This window comes from Alteraquisediminimonas sediminicola (genome assembly GCF_019740335.1).
In the GTDB taxonomy this organism is placed as follows: Bacteria; Pseudomonadota; Alphaproteobacteria; order Sphingomonadales; family Sphingomonadaceae; genus Alteraquisediminimonas; species Alteraquisediminimonas sediminicola.
In genome coordinates this window covers 613,162-631,128 of sequence record NZ_JAHXZS010000001.1, presented here as the reverse complement: position 1 = coordinate 631,128, position 17,967 = coordinate 613,162, and the positions used below count along the sequence as shown (strand labels likewise).

Genomic DNA, 17,967 nt, shown 5'->3' with positions numbered 1-17,967 from the left:
TTATCGCGTGGCGAGGTTATTTGCCAATGCCGATTATATTTACCCTTTGGATGGTGGCTGACAGGTCGAATAATACAGGCTAAACATCGAAATATCAGGTGCTTTCCCTCTTTGCGCGAAGGAACTCTTTGTGATCCACCTCGACCAATTCTGGATGCCGTTCACCGCGAACCGCCAATTCAAGGCCGCGCCAAGGTTACTCTCTTCGGCCAAGGGCATGTGGTATATGGCGGATGACGGGCGCAAGGTGCTGGACGGTACCTCGGGCTTATGGTGTGTGAATGCGGGCCATGGCCGCGCGGAAATTACCGAGGCGGTGGCGCGGCAATTGGGGGAATTGGATTTCGCGCCGACCTTTCAAATGGGCCATCCGATTGCGTTTCGCTTTGCCGAGGCGCTGACCTCGATTGCGCCGGGGGGGCTGGATCGCATCTTTTTCACCAATTCGGGGTCGGAATCGGTCGATACCGCGCTCAAGATCGCGCTCGCCTATCACCGCGCCTGTGGGCAGGGGACGCGGACCAAGTTCATCGGGCGCGAACGTGGCTATCATGGCGTCGGCTTTGGCGGCATTTCGGTTGGCGGGCTGGTTGGCAATCGTCGCCAGTTCGCGGCGCAATTGCCCGGCGTCGATCATCTCCGCCACACCCATGATCCGGCACGCAATGCGTTCACCAAAGGCCAGCCCGAACATGGGGTGGAACTGGCCGACGATCTGGAACGGCTGGTGCAATTACATGGGGCGGAGACGATTGCGGCGGTGATTGTCGAGCCGATGGCCGGGTCCACGGGGGTGTTGCTGCCGCCCAAGGGGTATCTTGATCGGCTGCGCGAAATTGCGACGCGTCATGGCATTTTGCTGATTTTCGATGAGGTCATCACCGGATTTGGGCGATTGGGGACACCTTTTGGGGTCGAGGCCTTCGGCGTGGTGCCGGATATGGTGACGACCGCCAAAGGGTTGACCAATGGCTGCATCCCGATGGGCGCGGTGTTTTGCAGCCGCGAGATTCACGATGCGATGATGCAGGGACCGGTGAACGCGATCGAACTGGCGCATGGCTATACCTATTCCGGCCATCCGGTGGCCTGTGCGGCGGGGCTGGCGACGCTGGATATTTATGCACGGGAAGGGCTGCTCTCTCGCGGCGCGACGCTCCACGCCAAATGGGAAGCGGCGGTCCATCAGTTCGATCATCACCCCTTGGTGGCGGATGTGCGAAATTACGGTCTGGTCGCGGGGATTGAACTGCAGCCGCGCGACGGTGCCCCGGGGGTGCGGGGCTATGATCTGTTTGTCGCGTGCTTCAATGCAGGCCTATTGGTCCGCGCGACCGGCGACACCATCGCCCTGTCGCCGCCGCTCATTATCGAAGAGGCGGAGATCGATCTGATGATGTCGATCTTTGGGGGTTGTTTGGACTCTTTGTTATAGTCCCTCAAGCGCCGGCTGGCGTTTGAGGCTTATCTCAAAACGCCCGTGCGACGGCGAATTCGACGGCTTCGATCAATGCGGCCTTGGCTTGGCCATTCGGGAATGCACCAAGGGTGTCGATGGCCTGTTGGCCGTAAAAGCGCGCTTTGGCGAGGGTGTCGGCAATGGCATCGGTCTGCTGGAGCAATTGCTTGGCGTGCAACAGATCGTCGTCGCTGACGCGGCGGCCTTCCATGGCGTCTTTCCAGAATGCGCGGGCCTGATCGTCGCCCCGGGCATAGGCAAGGATGACCGGCAGGGTGATCTTGCCGTCGCGGAAATCGTCGCCGGTGTCCTTGCCCATCGTCTGTTCGTCCGAGACATAGTCAATCGCGTCATCGACCAATTGAAACGCGATGCCGAGATAGCGGCCATAGGAATCGAGCGCGTCTTCGACCTTTTCATCACGTTCCGCGACCACGGCGGAAATGCGGCAGGCGGCGGAGAACAGGGCAGCGGTTTTAGCACCGATAATCTCAAGATATTTGGCTTCGCTCGTGTCGATCTGGCGCTGGGCAGTCAATTGATTGACCTCGCCCTCGGCAATCACGGCGGACGCATTGGCGAGGATTTTCAGGACGCGCAGCGAGCCATCCTCGACCATCAATTCAAAGGAACGGCTGAACAGGAAATCGCCGACCAGCACGCTTGCGGGGTTGCCCCAGATGATGTTGGCGGTGCGTTTGCCCCGACGCATGCCGGAACCGTCGACGACATCGTCATGCAGCAAGGTCGCAGTGTGGATGAACTCCACGGCGGCGGCTAATTTATAATGGCGGTCGCCCGAATATTCGAGCAGCTTCGCACAGGCCAAGGTCAGCATCGGGCGCAGGCGTTTGCCGCCGCCTGCAATCAAATGGCCTGCCAGTTCCGGGATCAACGGAATGCGGCTTTGCATCCGATCAAGGATGACCGCATTGACCTGATTCATCCCGCCCGCGACCAAGTCCAGAATGGGCTGAAGGGACGGTTCGGACTTGCGATGGATTGGCACGACATTATTCGTCACGACGGTCGAAAGCTCCCCGGAACGCCGCATCACACGGCAAGCTGTCGGACCCGATGCGCCGACGAGGCGAAAAAGTCCATAATTTTCCGGCCTGCAAAACTGGCTTGCAAAACGGGCGCGAGGCCTTGAATAGATGACATTATGAATGATCAGGTGCTGGCGGGCTATCGCGAAAGTATTGACAACATCGACGCGGCGTTGGTGTTCATGTTGGCTGAACGCTTCAAGATCACCAAGGCGGTTGGACGCTATAAAGCGGAACACCAATTGCCCCCGGCTGATCCCGGTCGCGAGACGTCGCAGATTGAACGGCTGCGCGGATTGGCCAAGGCTGCTAATCTCGATCCGGATTTTTCCGAGAAATTTCTGCGCTTTGTGATTGATGAGGTGATCCGTCATCATGAGCGGGCACGGGAAAATGGCTGACGATATTCGTGCGAGTCAGACGGAGCGCGACCTGATTTTGGGCGCGACCGATCCTGATTTCGAACGGGTTGTCAGGTGGCTTCTCGGCCATGGGCATGGCCTAGCCATCGGGACTGAATATATCGGTCATGGCGAAGATTGGGTGGAATTGGGGCTGTGCCAGCGGCCCGATCTGGTTGCTGACCCGGCGACCGGGGTGATTGCATCTGGCCCGATTATTACGCTGCTCGATTTTGCGACCAGCGCCAGCACATGGCTGCGCCGCAAGAAAGTTGCGCCCAATGCGACGCTGGATTTGCGAATCGATTATCTGCGCCCGGCCCGGCCCGGCGCGAAGATCGTGGCGCGGGGCGAATGCTATGCGGCGAAACGCACCGTCAGCTTTGTCCGTGGCATCGCCCATGACGGCGACCCGGAAGATCCGATCGCGCATTGCGTCGGCACGTTTTTCAATATGGATGAAAAGAGTTCTGTATGAAGAATACGGGCATGCCGAATGGGCAAAAGACGGTTGATATGCCCTATGCAGCAACGCTCGGTTTAAGGTTTGAGCAGGATGCAGACGGTGAGTGGCTGGCGATCATGCCGCGCGCTGACACGCTTGGCGGCCGCCCCGGTTTTGTGCATGGCGGGGCCTTAGCGGGGATGCTGGAATGCGTCGCGATCCACAAGGTCCAGACTGTCGCCGCACCGCGCGAAGGGCGGTTGGCCCGTCCGATCAACCTCAGTATCAGCTATTTGCGCGGGGCTACCCACGAGAATTGCTATGCCAAGGCGGAAATCGTGCGCCTTGGCGGGCGGATTATCGTCGTGTCGGTCCGCGTCTGGCAGGACGACCCCCAAAAGCCCGTGGTGATGGGGCAGGTCAGTTTGATGCGTTGAACCGACCCGAGCCAAGGCGATGGGCGGCGACGACCACCATCGCCAGCAACAACGCGCCCATTGCCTGATGGCCGACGGCAATCGGAATAAAGACACCGCTATACAAGGTGGCGATGCCAAGGCCGATCTGGGCCAGTACGATGAAGATCAACCCATAAGCGAGGCCGATTTCGCCGCGTTTGCGCAGGCGCTGCGACAGGAACAGGATCGCGCCCGCCACGGCCCATGCATACCAGCGATGGATGAACTGGACGACGACCGGTTGGTCGATCACATTTTGCCAGAAAGAGGTGAATAACGGCACGCCATCAGGGAATATCTTGCCGCCCATCAACGGCCATTCCGCAAAGGCAAAGCCCGCATCTAGCCCCGCGACAAACGCGCCATAGCAAAGTTGCAGCGCCAACATCGCCAGCACCAACACCGCCGCGCGGATCATTCGCGCCGGGTGGTTGATCCCGGTTTTGGCCAAGGCCCGGAGATCAAGCGCCGTCCACAACAGACCGGCCATGATGAACAGCGCCATCAGCAAATGTGTCGCGAGGCGCAGATGGCTGACCGCCGGATTGTTGACAAGGCCAGAGGCGACCATCCACCAGCCAATCGTGCCCTGCAGCCCGCCCAATGCCAATAAGGCGGTGAGGCGCGGGCCATAGCCGCGCGGGATCTGTTTTTTCACCCAGAACCACAATAATGGCAATGCGAACGCCAGCCCGATCAACCGCCCGATCAGCCGGTGGAGATATTCCCAGAAATAGATCGCCTTGAATTCGCCCAGCGACATATGCCGATTGACGAGCTGATATTGCGGGCTGGTCTGATAGGATTGGAACTCGGTGGCCCATTGTGCGTCGTTCAACGGGGGGATCGTGCCGCGTACCGGTTCCCAGCGGACCATCGACAGGCCAGATTCCGTCAGCCGGGTAATCCCGCCGACGACGACCATCAAAAAGACCATGAGGGCCATGACGAGCAGCCAATTGGCGATGGCGTTGGGCCGGGGGTTACCGGAGAATTCTTTGTGCGACATGGCGCGCAGCTATGATCCGATTTCACGCGGGTGACAAGTATTCGCCGTTATCTGTCCGGTTTGGCTGAGCAATGATTATCCGATAAACGTGGCAAACTCTTCCAATGCGGCGCGTTCCGACGGGAAATTATTGGCGGCGTGATCCGGATCGCGATAGCCGATTGCCATGCCGCAAAAGAGCATGTGATGATCGGGGGCCTGCACAAATGTTGAGATGGTGTTGTGGAACAAGGCCCAGCATTCTTGCGCACAGCTATCCAGTCCTTCCTCGCGCAACAAAAGCATCAGGGTTTGCAGATACATGCCCATGTCCGACCATTGCGGTGGCCCCATATAGCGCTCAATAAAGCAGAATAGCCCTACCGGGGCGTCAAAGAAACGATAGTTGCGATTGAACCACATGCGCCGGCCAGCACGATCTTCGCGCGCGATAGCAAGCCCATTGTACATCGCTTCCCCGATCTTGTATCTGCGGTCGGCATAAATCCCCTCTAGTTCGGGTGGGTAGATGTTAAATTCACTGCCTTCGCCTTTCGGGTTCGATGCAATTTTTTCTTCCATCAATGATTTGAGCTGAGCGAGCGGTGCGCCGGTTACGACATAGATATGCCATGGCTGCAGATTGCCACCAGAAGGTGCGCGCCCGGCCTGTTCTATCAGGCGACGAATAAGTGCTGGATCGACCTGCTTATCAAGAAAAGCACGCACGGAACGGCGTGTGGCAACGGCTTTGCTGATGCGCATGTGGACAGATCCCATATGGTGTCGTGACACTGTGTCAGCCTGATATGCGATTTATTTGGTTCAACCAATGCCATGCCTTATTTTGGCGGCGGGCAAAGTGAGTGACATGCACATGCGTGCGCCAGACCTCATGAAGATTGAGGCCTGATCGCTTTATATCAAATTGCTGTGGATACAGGATTGGAAAATGGCTCCCCGGGCCTGATTCGAACAGGCGGCCGTCCGATTAACAGTCGGATGCTCTACCGCTGAGCTACCGGGGAATAACCATTTCCGCGCGATGTTGAACCGTTCAGTTCGTCATCGTTGGCGGGCCTATAGCAGCGGATTCGAACGTCATGCAAGGCCTTGGCGAAAATTTATCCGATCGCGAATTGTTCCATTGCAATTCGGTCGTCCAACGCATGTTCCGGGTCGAACAAAAGGGTGAGTGCATTTGTCCGATCAATGGCGACTTCCACCGTTTCGACATCGCGATATTCGCGTTGATCGGCGACCGCGCTGACCGGGCGTTTGGCCGCGTCCAGCACCCGGAAGGTGATATGGGCGCGGTCGGGCAGGATGGCACCGCGCCAGCGGCGGGGGCGAAACGGGCTGATCGGGGTGAGGGCCAATGTCCCGGAGTCGAGTGGCAGGATCGGGCCTTGGGCCGAAAAATTATACGCGGTCGAACCGGCAGGGGTGGCGACCAACACGCCATCGCACACCAGTTCAGGCAACACGACGCGGCCACCGACCGTGATTTCGAGCTTGGCCGTCTGGCGGGTTTCGCGCAGCAGCGACACTTCGTTAATCGCGGGCGAGCTGAATTTTTCGCCGCTGATGGTCGTGACTTTCATCGCCAAGGGGGAAACCGTCACCGGCTTGGCCTTATTGAGCCGTTGCAGCAGATCATCATCACTGCGCCATTCGTTCATCAGAAAGCCGAAGGTGCCAAGGTTCATCCCGAACACCGGGACATTCTGCTGCCGCGCCAGCATGTCATGCAGCACTTGCAACATAAAGCCATCGCCGCCCAAGGCGATCACCAACGATGCATCCTCGATATCGACCCAATCATATTTCCGATGCAGTTCTTCGAGCGCGGCCTCTGCCTGTGGCGTGGGGGAGGCGAGCAATGCCATCTTCATATAATTGATCATCCGCCTGTTACATTCATATGGCGCTGCACCGATGGCACGCCCGCATCCATATCCTGTTCGAACTGATGTCGCAGCGGTTTCAGCCGCAACGCATCGTCCATCGCCTGATGCATGGCGGCTTCTCCACCATTGCGCAAGGCGGATAGCAGATCGACCTTGTCGTCATGGCCGAGGCAGAGATAGAGCCTGCCCGTCGCCGACAGGCGGACGCGGTTGCAGCCATCGCAGAAATTGTTGGATAGCGGCGTGATCAGGCCCAATTTCAAACCAAGCTCGCCCACCCGCCAATAACGAGCCGGGCCACCGCTCGTGTCACTGAGGGACGCAAGGCTGTATTCCTGTTCGATCCGCGCGCGTAGTTCGTTCAGCGGCAGATAACGGTCTGTCCGGTCCTCGTCGATCCGGCCCAAGGGCATGGTTTCAATCAGGGTCAGATCATGGCCTTCACCCGCGCACCAGCGCATCAGCGGCAGGATGTCGTCCTCGTTCAGACCTTTGAGCGCGACCGTGTTGATCTTGATCTTGATCCCGGCATTCGTCGCGGCGCGGATGCCCGCCAGCGTGCGATCAAGCTCGCCGCGCCTTGTGATCTGGTGGAAGCGATCAGGATCGAGGCTATCGAGGCTGACGTTGATGCGGGCGATGCCCGCCGCCGCCAGCGCATCGGCGTGGCGATCAAGATAGGTGGCGTTGGTGGTGAGGGTCAATTCCTCCAGCCCGCCGCCTTGCCCCAATCTCTTACCCAGATGGGCGGCGAGTTGGTCCACGCCTTTGCGGACCAACGGCTCGCCGCCGGTCAGCCTGATCTTGGTCACGCCGCGATCGATAAAGGCATCGGCAATCTGGCCCGCCTCTTCGATTGACATCACCGCCTCACGCGGGAGGAAGGTCATGCTTTCGGCCATGCAATAACGACAGCGCATGTCGCACCGGTCGGTCACCGAAAGCCGCAAATAGCGGATTCGGCGGCCAAAGGGGTCAACCAGCGGGGTGTTATTGACGGTCAATGTTCCTCCTGCGGTGCAGCAGTGAAATTTACAGCGCGAGTGCCTCCGCGATCAGGCGGCGGCTGTTGTCGATGCCGTAGAGCGCGATGAAGCTGCCCATGCGCGGCCCGGCACTTGATCCCAACAATGTTTCATACAATGCTTTGAACCAGTCACGCAAATTTTCGAAGCCGCAGTCCTTGCCGATGGCATAGACGATGTTCTGAATATCCTCTGCCGTGGCATCATGGGCAAGACCCGCCAGTTCCGCATCCAGTTTTTGCAAGGCCGCGATTTCATTGTCTGAAGGCTTGCGGCGGATCAGGGTCGGAGCGATGAAGTCGCGATTATAGGCAAGGGCGTTGCCGATCAGCGCATCCAGCTCCGGATATTGGTCCTTGGTCGCGCCGGCGACATAATTGGCGAGATAGGCCCAGACGCGGTCGTTGGTGGCATCCGCCCCCATCACGCCGACAAGGTTGAGCAACAGGCCATAGGTTACAGGCAAGACCGTGGTCGGCACCTTGCCATTGTGGATATGGTGAACCGGGTTGCCGAGCTGCTTATCAATATCCTGTGTCGGGTAATTGCCCCGGAACTGGAGATATTCATCGACCGCGCGCGGGATCACGCCAATGTGCAATTGCTTTGCGCTTTTGGGTTCGCGATAGGCGTAAAAGGCGAGGCTTTCTTCCGAACCATAGGTCAGCCATTCTTCCAACGACAGGCCATTGCCCTTGGATTTGGAAATCTTCTCGCCCTTTTCGTCGAGGAACATTTCATAGATCAGGCCTTCCGGCTTGTGGCCGCCGAGCACGCGGGCGATCTTGCCCGATTGCACGCCGCTATCCGTCAGATCCTTGCCATACATTTCATAATCGACGCCAAGCGCGACCCAGCGCATCGCCCAATCGACCTTCCATTGGAGCTTGGCCCCGCCGGACAGGATGCAATGTTCGATCATCTTGCCGTCATCTTCAAAACGGACGATCCCGGCATCGGCATCGACCACGTCGATCGGCACCTGCAACACCACGCCGCTGGTCGGCGAGATCGGCAGGGTCGGCGAATAGGTCGCCGCGCGTTCGGCGCGCAGGGTCGGCAGCATGATGTCGAGAATGTCCTGATTGTGGCGCAGGACATTGCGCAGCGCCTCATCGAATACACCGCCGCGATATTGTTCGGTCGATGAACGGAATTCATATTCGAAGCCGAATTGATCGAGGAAACGACGCAGCATCGCATTATTATGCGCGGCAAAGCTGTCATATTCGCCGAATGGATCGGGAATGGCGGTCAATGGCTTGCCGAGATGGGTGCGGAGCAATTCCTGATTGGGGACATTGTCCGGGACTTTCCGCAGGCCGTCCATGTCGTCGCTAAACGCGATGAGCTTGGTCGGCAGGCCGGACATTTCCTCAAACGCATGGCGGACCATCGTGGTGCGCAGCACTTCGTTGAACGTGCCGATATGCGGCAGTCCCGACGGGCCATAGCCGGTTTCGAACAAGACCGGCGCGGGCTTGCCATCCGGGCCGATCTTGCCGTGGGGCAGGCGTTTCAATACCCGGCGCGCCTCTTCATAGGGCCATGCCTTTGATTTGAGTGCCGCTTCTTTGATATCGCTCACGCTTGAGATTCCCTTGATGATAGACGCTTGCCGCTTGCCCCCGCCTGTCCAGTCGGGCAGACAGAGCAGTAATTGGTGCGATGCAGCGCTAGGACAGACGGCGGGATGATGCAATGGAAACACTGTTTGCAGGCGTGATCATTTGGACGATGGCCCATCTGATTGCGTCGGTCGCGCCGGGTTTGCGGGCTGAATTGGACGCACGCATGGGGCTGGCATCGCGCGGGTTGATCGCGTTATTCATCCTGACGGGTTTGGGCCTGATGGTGGTCGGCTGGCAATCGGCCGTGCCGCATTCGGTCTATGATCCGCCCTTTTGGGGGCGTCATCTCAACATGGCGTTGATGTTCATATCGGTCATGTTGGTCTTTGCCGGGCGGGACCATTCGCGGATTCGTCGATATCTGCGCCATCCGATGCTGACCGGTGCGGTGATCTGGGCGGTGGGGCATTTGCTGGCCAATGGCGATAGTCGTTCGGTCGTGTTGTTTGCCGGCATCGGCCTGTGGGCGTGTGTGTCGATAGGCACGATTTCCAAGCGCGAAGGGGCGTGGGTGAAGCCGGTGAAGGTGGCGGGCATTGGCCGGGAAATCTTGGGCGTCACTGTCGCGTTGATTGTCTATGTCGCGCTTGTTTGGGGGCATGGCTATTTGACGGGCGTGCCGTTACTGCCAAACGGGTGAACCCCGCCGATTCCTTGAAGCATATGCCCCCTGCGCTCTATGCCAGCCATAGCGGCACATGGATCGCGCGCGGCGATGGCGATGGTGAGAGCCGCGCGATTGGGCGGGGGGAGGCGATTGCCCGCCTGTCCGATACGCCGACGATCTTGCTCAATGCGCCGTTGGTGGCGCAGCGTCTGGGCCTGCCGGAATTGGCCGGGCTGGATGTGCTGGAACTGATCGCCTTCCTCTATCCGGCGCGTTTTGTCGTGCCGACGCCGGGCGGGCTGGCTCGTTTTCTCGGCATGGCCCCGCCGACCAGTGATGCGGAGGCAGCGCCATTTTTGCAGCGTGCGGTCGCGCGGATTTTCGAGAAGATCGCGGCCAATGCCCATGGTGGCGAGGATTGGCCCGAACGCATCGGCGCATGGACCAGCGGACAATCGCTCGCGCGGTTGCGCTGGCCTTGGGCAGCGCTGATCAACCCGTTTTTGCGCCAGCCGCATGAGGCCGAGCCTTGGCTGTTTTCACGTCTGCCGGAATGGGAGGAAAGCGGCGATTTGCCGCCGCCGCGCCCGGTGCGGTTGAACCCGGTGGCGGTGCAGGATCAATTGGCATTTCTGGTCGGGGATACCGGCGAAGTCCGCATCGGCCAGCAGGAATTCGCACAGGCCGCGACCAATGTCTTCGATCCGCGCCCTGCAATGGATCAGCCGAATCTGTTGCTGGCCGAGGCCGGGACGGGGATCGGCAAGACCTATGGCTATCTCGCGCCGAGTGCGGCCTGGGTCGAGGCATCGGGCGGGACGGTATGGATTTCGACCTATACTAAGGCGTTGCAACGCCAGCTCAATCGCGAGGCATTGCGCCTCTATCCCGACCCGGAGGAGCGCCGCCGCAAGGTCGTGGTGCGCAAAGGTCGGGAAAATTATCTGTGCCTGCTCAATCTCGAAGATGCGTTGCAGGGCGGATTTGCGGGGCGGGCGGCGATTTTGGCGCAATTGGTGGCGCGTTGGGCGGCCTATAGCCAAGATGGCGACATGGTCGGCGGCGATTTGCCGGGCTGGTTGCCGACTTTGTTCCGCCGCGCGGGCGCGACCGCGCTAACGGATCGGCGCGGCGAGTGCGTCTATGCCGGTTGCCCGCATTATCGCCGGTGCTTTATCGAGCGGGCGAGCCGGGCCTCGGCGGTAGCAGATATTGTGATCGCCAATCACGCGTTGGTGATGCTGTTGGCCGATCGCCAGCGCAATGAGGCGCGCGGGTTGAAGCGGGTGGTGTTCGATGAGGGCCATCATGTCCATGACGCCGCCGATTCGACCTTTGCGCTGGCGTTGACCGGCCAAGAGGCTGTCGAATTGCGCCGCTGGATCATCGGGCCGGAAGGCAAGCATCGCGGGCGGCGGCGCGGGCTTTCGGCGCGGTTGATGGATGTCGCAAGCTATGATGAGGCAGGCGGCGAGGCGCTGAATGCCGTGGTGACGGCGGCGCAGGCGCTGCCGTCCGATGGCTGGCTGGGGCGGATCGGGGAGGGCGATCCGTTCGGCCCGATTGAGGCGATGTTCGCGGCAATCCGCGCGACGGTCTATGCCCGCGCATCGGCGCAGGATGCGGGCTATGGGCTGGAAACTGAGGTCGCGGAACTGGATGGACCGATGGTCGCGGCAGTGGCCCCGGCGATGGCGGCGCTGGAGGCGATCTTGCAGCCGATGATTCGGCTACGGACGCGGTTGATGGCGGTGATCGAAGAGGCACCGGATTGGCTCGACGCGCAGGCGCGGGCGCGGGTGGAAGGGGCGCTCAACAGCCTCAACTGGCGCGCGCAACTCTTGGGCGGCTGGCTTGCGATGCTGGGGCGTTTGGGCGGGGTGGCGGACCCGGATTTCGTCGACTGGCTGGCGCTTGATCGCGCGGATGGGCGCGAATTTGATATGGGGATGCATCGCCATTGGCTCGATCCCGGCAAGCCTTTTGCCGAAACGGTGTTGAAACCGGCGGATGGCGTGCTGATGGCCTCCGCCACCTTGCGCGGCAGCGAAGACTGGGCGGTGGCGGAGCAGCGCAGCGGCATGAACTGGGTCGATGCGCCGGTCCGGCATTTTGCGGCGCTTAGCCCGTTTAACTATGCCGAACAGGCGGAACTGGTGATAGTGACCGATATCAAGCGCGGCGATGTCGCGGCGCTGGCCGGGGCTTATGCGGCGCTGATTCAAGCGAGCGGCGGCGGGACATTGGGGCTGTTCACCTCGATTCAGCGGTTGCGGCAGGTGCATGCGCGGATTGCCGACCGGCTGGCGCGCGAGGGTTTGCCGCTGTTTGCCCAGCATGTCGATCCAATCGATACCGGGACATTGGTCGATATTTTCCGCGATGATCCGCATGCGTCGTTGATGGGGACGGATGCGTTGCGCGATGGGGTTGATGTGCCGGGCGACAGCCTGCGGATGGTGGTGATGGAGGGCGTGCCCTGGCCGCGCCCGACCGTGCTGCATGGCGCGCGCCGCGCGGCCTTTGGCGGGCAGGCGCATGATGATCGAATCATCCGGGCGCGGCTGGCGCAGGCGTTCGGGCGGTTGATCCGCAAACAGGATGATCGCGGGATGTTTGTCCTGTTATCATCGGCGATGCCGTCGCGGCTATTGTCGGCCTTTCCGCCCGGCATGCCGGTGCGTCGGATGACGCTGGCGGATGCGGTGGCCGAGGTGCGGCGCAAATTGTCGCAGCCTGGTCTTTCATCCGGCGACGATTTGCGGCATCAGCAAGAACCGCAACATCAGGCGATAAGGGTGCAGCAAGATATTGCACCCACTGCCGAACCGGAGAGCCCATGAAACGCCTGATCCTTTTCCGTCATGCCAAGTCCGGATGGGAAGATGCGGTGTCGCGCGACTTTGATCGACCGATCAACGCGCGCGGGCGCAAGGGCGCGCATTTGATGGGGGAAAAGCTGCGGGACAATGGCCCAGGCTTCGATCATGTGCTGGCCTCGCCCGCGATCCGTGTGGTGGAAACGATTGAGGAATTTGAAAAGGGCTTTGGACATCCGGTCGAACCCGAATGGGAAAAGCGCATCTATCTCGCGTCGTGCATGACGTTGCTGGATGTCGTCCATGATGCGGATGATCAATATGCGGCGATCATGCTTGTCGGCCATAATCCCGGCCTTGAAGACATGGTGCTGATGCTTGTGCCGGATGACGGCAAAAGCCCGGAACGCGACGAGATCGAGGAAAAGCTGCCGACCGCAGCGATTGTCGAATTGACGATTGATTGCGATCATTGGGCGGATATTCAACCGCGTTCGGCCCGGATCACCCGGTTCATGCGCCCGCGTGATTTCGATCCGGCGCTTGGCCCGGATCACGGTTGAGACGCGTTTTTGCGCGATAATCTCTTGAAATATTAATGTGAAGGAATGCGTATGACGGCGGCGAAACCCAAAGTGCTGGTGACCGGTGGCGCGGGTTATATCGGCAGTCATGCCGTGTTGGCGCTGCTGGATTCAGGTTATGAGGTCGTGGTGATTGACAATCTCATCACCGGCTTTCGCTGGGCAGTGGATGAGCGCGCTGTGTTCGCCCAAGGCAATATTGAGGACGATGCATTTGTCTGCGACCTGTTGCAGAACCATCGGATCGGCGCGATTTTGCATTTTGCCGGATCGGTCGTGGTGCCGGAATCGGTTGAAAATCCGCTCAAATATTATCGCAACAACACGGCGGCCACGCGCAGCCTGCTGGAAAGCGCGGTCACATCCGGGGTGCGGCATTTCATCTTTTCATCGACCGCCGCCACCTATGGCACGCCCGAACGCGTACCGGTGAAGGAGGGCGATCCTAAACAACCGATCAACCCTTATGGCACATCGAAGTTGATGACTGAAATGATGCTGAGGGATGTCGCCTTTGCCCATCCGATCAATTATTGCGCCCTGCGTTATTTCAACGTCGCGGGGGCCGATCCATTGGGACGCACTGGACAGTCGACGGCGGGTGCCACCCATTTGATCAAGGTGGCGGTGGAGGCGGCGCTCGGTAAAAGGGCGGAGGTCGGCGTGTTCGGCGCCGACTTCGATACCCCGGATGGCACCGGCGTGCGCGATTATATCCATGTGAGCGACCTTGCCGTGGCGCATGTCGCGGCATTGGAGGCGTTGATCGCCAGCCCGCAGGAAAACCTTACACTCAATTGCGGCTATGGCCATGGCTATTCGGTGCTGGAAGTATTGGATGCGGTCGAGCGCGTCAGCAACCACAAGATCAAGCGGGTGATGCAGGGCCGTCGCGCGGGCGATCCGGCGGCCTTGGTCGCGGATAATAAAGCGATCCTTGCGTGCCTGCCCTGGCGACCAGCACGGGATAATCTCGACCTGATCGTGACGGATGCCCTGAATTGGGAGCGGCGGCTGAGCGAACGTCAGCCTGTCTAAGCTGCGTCCAAAGGGGGGCGATCAATAATAGATTGTCCGGTGGTCGCTGGTTGCATTGCATTTCCTGCATTACTTCCTCTAGGATCGACTTATGCCAGAAACCGATCCGCATTCGCCTGCCTTTGCCGCCCGCAATATTTTGCGGAACCTGCATGATATCATGGCCTCGCGCACCAGTCCGCAGGCCAAGCTTAATCAGGTGGTGCAAGTCATTGGTGAAGCACTGCATTCGGAAGTCTGTTCGATCTATTTGCTGCGCGATGGTGCGCTGGAACTTTATGCGACGCGCGGTCTTAATCAGGCGGCGGTCCATGTGACCAAGCTGGCGCTGGGCGAGGGGTTGGTCGGGACGATTGCCGAAAATGTCGAGGTGTTGAACCTTGATGAGGCGATGGCTCATCCGGACTTTGCCTATAAGCCGGAAACGGGCGAAGAAATGTTCCATAGCTTTGCGGGCGTGCCGATTGTGCGGCGCGAGGCGGCGGTGGGCGTTTTGTGCGTCCAGCATGCCGATCCGCGCCGTTATGCCGAGATTGAAATCGAGGCGTTGCAGACGACGGCGATGGTGTTGTCGGAACTGATTGCGGGCGCGGGGTTGGTCGATGCGGCGCTGGTGCGCGGGGTCAGCAGTCACGATAGCGGGCCGCAGGATTTGACCGGCTTGAAACTGGTCGATGGCATGGCGATGGGGATCGCCGTGTTCCACCAGCCGCGCATCACGGTAGAACACACCGTCGCCGAAGATGTCGAGGCCGAGCGCCACCGCGTCTATTCCGCCTTTCGCAAGATGCGCGAACAGATCGATGCGATGGCGGCGCAGGCTGAATTCGGCGGCACGGGCGAACATCAGGATGTGCTCGAAACCTATAAGATGTTTGCCTATGACGAGGGCTGGTCGCGCCGGATCAATGAGGCGATCGATAGCGGCCTGACGGCTGAAGCGGCGATTGAGCGCGTGCAGCAGCGCACCCGGATGCGGATGCGGCAGATACAGGACCCGTTGCTCGCGGAACGCATGCATGATCTGGAGGATCTCTCCAATCGGTTGTTGCGGATCGTGTCGGGCCAGCTTGGCACGGCGGCGCAGATGGGCTTGCGGCAGGACACGATTCTGATTGCGCGCAACCTTGGTCCGGCGGAATTGCTAGAATATGATCGGCGGCGGCTGAAAGGCGTGATCCTTGAAGAGGGGTCGCTGACGGCGCATGTCACCATTGTCGCGCGGGCTATGGGCGTGCCAGTATTGGGGCGCGTCCCCAATGTCCGCCGGTTGATCGGCGAAGGCGATACATTGCTGCTCGATGTCGGAGAAGGGCGCGCTATTGTCCGGCCAAATTCGGCGATGGAGGATGGTTTTCTCTCCAAACTCGCGCTGACGAACAAGAAACGCGCCGAATATGCGTCGTTGCGCGATGTGCCTGCCATGACCAGCAATGGCAAGCGGATCAAGTTGATGATCAACGCAGGTCTGCGCGACGACATCAGCGCGATGGATGTGATGGGCGCGGACGGGATCGGTTTGTTCCGCACTGAATTTCAATTTCTCGTGTCGGCGACCCTGCCGCAGCGCGAGCGCCAGCAGCGACTGTATCGCGAGGTGCTGGAAGCGGCAGGCGAGCGTCAGGTCGTGTTTCGCACCGTAGATATTGGCGGGGACAAGGCGCTGCCGTATTTGCGCGAAGACCATACGGAAGAAAATCCGGCGATGGGTTGGCGCGCGATCCGATTGTCGCTGGATCGCGATGGCCTGATGAAGGTGCAGGCGCGCGCGTTGATCGAAGCGGCGGCCGGGGCAACGCTCAACGTCATGTTCCCGATGGTGTCCGAGCCTTGGGAATTCGATCAGGCACGTGACTTGTTTGAGGCCCAGAAAAACTGGGTCGCGAAACAGGGGCGCAGCCTGCCGGTGCAGATTCGTTATGGCTGTATGCTGGAAGTGCCGGCATTGGCGGAATGGCTGGATGTTTTGTTGCCCAAGCTCGACTTTCTGTCGATCGGCACCAATGATCTGACACAGTTCCTGTTCGCCGCCGACCGCGCCAATCCTCGGCTGGCCGAGCGTTATGACTGGCTGTCGCCCGCGATTTTGCGGTTCCTGCGCCGCGTCATTCGCGCTTGTCAGGCGGTTGAAATGCCGCTCAGCATTTGCGGTGAAATGGGGGGGCGCAGATTGGAGGCCATGGCCTTGATCGGCATGGGGATTGAACGGCTGTCGGTGACCCCGGCGGCGGTTGGTCCATTGAAGGCGATGCTGCGTAATTTCGACCCGGATGACTTGGGGCCAAAGCTGGATGCATGGCTGGATTATCCCGAAGGCGATCTGAGGGAGAAGTTGGTTGATTATGCGACAATAAATGGCGTGATAGCAGACTGAAATTTCACTGGATATTTGTAAGATTAATTGACATTAAATGCGCGGCGTCTTTGAAAGCGCCAAAAATAATGTCGCGTATAATAATGGCGCAGGGTCGCACCCGTTGCCAGACAAGTCAGTGCAGGAGATTTGGATGAGCGAAGTCACGGAGGAAGGCCTTGCTCGCGAGGCGGAAGTGTCAGTCGCAGGCGCGCTTAAGGCTGCCCGCGAAGGCATGAACTTGTCCATCGATGACATCGGGCAAAAGACCCGCATCCCGCTGCGCTTTCTCAATGCGATCGAGGCTGGGGACCATTCGGACCTGCCAAGCGCCATGTACGCAGTCGGATTTGTGCGGACCTATGCCAAAGCGGTCGGGCTTGATGGCCAGGCGCTTGGCGAACGTTTTCGTCAGGAAATCGGTTATGATCGGGCGCGTACTGCGATGCCCGAATTTATGGAAGAGGCGGACCCTGCACGCGTCCCGCCACGGTGGTTGGTCTTGGGTGGCGTGCTGGCGGCCTTGCTGGTGGCGCTCGCTTATTGGGTGATCCGGGCGCAGTCCGTACCAAGTAATGAGGAAATTGCTCAGGCAGTTGCCGGCACCGATGTGCCGGTGGCGCAGCCGGGGCCCGTGGCCAAAACACCGGCGGCGATTGCGCCTGCAACTACATCTGGCAATGTTCAGGTTGTGTTGACGGCAGTCGAGAATGTCTGGTTGCGCGTGTATGAACGCAACGGCGCAACCTTGTTCGAACGCGAACTGGCGAAGGGCGAAAGCTGGCAAGTGCCGACCAATGCGGTCGATCCGTTGATTTTGACCGGTCGGCCACAGTCGTTGATTGTGCGCGTGGGCGCGGACGTCATGCCGCCGCTTGGCAAGGGGGATAAGTCGATCAATGACGTGAGCCTGAAGCCGGAGGCGCTGCGCGCGCTGGCCCAGTCGGGGGTGGCAGCGGCCACAATGCCCGCTACCGCCACGTCAAATGGGCAAGTGAATTCGGATGCAAAAGCGGTTGCCCCCGTGCGTGCCAAGCCGCTACGGCGGCGGACGCAGGGTAATGATGCGGCTGGTTTGCAGTCCGCTTCACAAGACGCTGCGGCATCGGCGACATCGGGCGCAGCGCCATCGTCCCCAACGGGGCCATCACCTGTGGCGGCGGTAGCCCCCGAGGGGCAATAAGGCTAAAATTTAATAGT

General features: G+C 59.9%; 16 protein-coding genes and 1 tRNA gene. 10 read left to right on the top strand and 7 right to left on the bottom strand.

The window, feature by feature from the left end:
• Positions 1-130 precede the first annotated feature (130 nt).
• A complete protein-coding gene (aptA, locus tag K6117_RS03130) occupies positions 131-1,435 on the top strand; it encodes an omega-aminotransferase AptA (RefSeq protein ID WP_343211733.1) in 1,305 nt (434 codons plus the stop codon).
• Positions 1,436-1,469: 34 nt separating this feature from the next.
• Here the strand turns inward: aptA and K6117_RS03125 are convergent, their stop codons facing one another.
• Positions 1,470-2,513, bottom strand: a complete 1,044-nt coding sequence (locus tag K6117_RS03125) for a polyprenyl synthetase family protein (RefSeq protein WP_221792268.1) — start codon at positions 2,511-2,513, stop codon at positions 1,470-1,472.
• A 111-nt stretch (positions 2,514-2,624) separates the two neighbouring features.
• On the opposite strand from K6117_RS03125, the gene K6117_RS03120 reads away from it, so the two are divergent.
• Genes K6117_RS03120 through K6117_RS03110 form a run of 3 tightly spaced genes read left to right on the top strand, consistent with a single transcriptional unit; the run spans position 2,625 to position 3,791 of the window.
• Complete coding sequence (locus tag K6117_RS03120; RefSeq protein ID WP_221792267.1) at positions 2,625-2,909, top strand: chorismate mutase; 285 nt, start codon at positions 2,625-2,627, stop codon at positions 2,907-2,909.
• On the top strand, positions 2,902-3,387 hold the full coding sequence (locus tag K6117_RS03115) for a PaaI family thioesterase (protein ID WP_221792266.1): 486 nt from the start codon (positions 2,902-2,904) through the stop codon (positions 3,385-3,387). Before K6117_RS03120 ends, K6117_RS03115 begins: the two co-directional genes overlap by 8 nt.
• Complete coding sequence (locus K6117_RS03110) at positions 3,384-3,791, top strand: PaaI family thioesterase (protein WP_221792265.1); 408 nt, start codon at positions 3,384-3,386, stop codon at positions 3,789-3,791. Before K6117_RS03115 ends, K6117_RS03110 begins: the two co-directional genes overlap by 4 nt.
• Here the strand turns inward: K6117_RS03110 and K6117_RS03105 are convergent.
• The 6 genes from K6117_RS03105 to K6117_RS03080 all read right to left on the bottom strand — a co-directional run bounded on the left by K6117_RS03105 (position 3,775) and on the right by K6117_RS03080 (position 9,323).
• Positions 3,775-4,821: a COX15/CtaA family protein gene (locus K6117_RS03105; RefSeq protein WP_221792264.1), complete on the bottom strand. Its 1,047-nt coding sequence runs from the start codon at positions 4,819-4,821 to the stop codon at positions 3,775-3,777. The two genes, K6117_RS03110 and K6117_RS03105, sit on opposite strands and share 17 nt — an antisense overlap.
• A gap of 75 nt (positions 4,822-4,896) precedes the next feature.
• Positions 4,897-5,565 (bottom strand): nitroreductase, encoded by a 669-nt coding sequence (locus K6117_RS03100; protein ID WP_221792263.1) that lies wholly within the window; start codon positions 5,563-5,565, stop codon positions 4,897-4,899.
• A 188-nt stretch (positions 5,566-5,753) separates the two neighbouring features.
• Positions 5,754-5,828 (bottom strand) — tRNA-Asn (locus K6117_RS03095).
• Positions 5,829-5,924: 96 nt separating this feature from the next.
• On the bottom strand, positions 5,925-6,704 hold the full coding sequence (locus K6117_RS03090) for an NAD kinase (protein WP_221792861.1): 780 nt from the start codon (positions 6,702-6,704) through the stop codon (positions 5,925-5,927).
• Entirely contained in the window at positions 6,704-7,714 is a 1,011-nt protein-coding gene (moaA, locus tag K6117_RS03085; protein ID WP_246604783.1) for a GTP 3',8-cyclase MoaA, read from the bottom strand. The genes K6117_RS03090 and moaA overlap by 1 nt, the downstream gene beginning before the upstream one ends.
• Positions 7,715-7,742: 28 nt before the next feature.
• Positions 7,743-9,323 (bottom strand): lysine--tRNA ligase, encoded by a 1,581-nt coding sequence (locus tag K6117_RS03080; protein WP_425514678.1) that lies wholly within the window; start codon positions 9,321-9,323, stop codon positions 7,743-7,745.
• 113 nt (positions 9,324-9,436) lie between these two features.
• Here K6117_RS03080 and K6117_RS03075 point away from each other — a divergent pair, with 113 nt between their 5' ends.
• The 6 genes from K6117_RS03075 to K6117_RS03050 all read left to right on the top strand — a co-directional run bounded on the left by K6117_RS03075 (position 9,437) and on the right by K6117_RS03050 (position 17,950).
• Entirely contained in the window at positions 9,437-10,006 is a 570-nt protein-coding gene (locus K6117_RS03075) for an NnrU family protein (protein WP_221792262.1), read from the top strand.
• Positions 10,007-10,029: 23 nt separating this feature from the next.
• Positions 10,030-12,816 carry an ATP-dependent DNA helicase gene (locus tag K6117_RS03070; protein ID WP_221792858.1) on the top strand — a complete coding sequence of 929 codons (2,787 nt, stop codon included), beginning with the start codon at positions 10,030-10,032 and terminating at the stop codon, positions 12,814-12,816.
• On the top strand, positions 12,813-13,355 hold the full coding sequence (locus K6117_RS03065; protein ID WP_221792261.1) for a SixA phosphatase family protein: 543 nt from the start codon (positions 12,813-12,815) through the stop codon (positions 13,353-13,355). The genes K6117_RS03070 and K6117_RS03065 overlap by 4 nt, the downstream gene beginning before the upstream one ends.
• 51 nt (positions 13,356-13,406) lie before the next feature.
• Positions 13,407-14,414, top strand: a complete 1,008-nt coding sequence (galE, locus tag K6117_RS03060) for a UDP-glucose 4-epimerase GalE (RefSeq protein ID WP_221792260.1) — start codon at positions 13,407-13,409, stop codon at positions 14,412-14,414.
• A 91-nt stretch (positions 14,415-14,505) separates the two neighbouring features.
• Positions 14,506-16,788 (top strand): phosphoenolpyruvate--protein phosphotransferase, encoded by a 2,283-nt coding sequence (ptsP, locus tag K6117_RS03055; protein WP_221792259.1) that lies wholly within the window; start codon positions 14,506-14,508, stop codon positions 16,786-16,788.
• 133 nt (positions 16,789-16,921) lie between these two features.
• On the top strand, positions 16,922-17,950 hold the full coding sequence (locus tag K6117_RS03050) for a helix-turn-helix domain-containing protein (protein ID WP_221792258.1): 1,029 nt from the start codon (positions 16,922-16,924) through the stop codon (positions 17,948-17,950).
• The last annotated feature ends 17 nt before the right edge of the window (positions 17,951-17,967 follow it).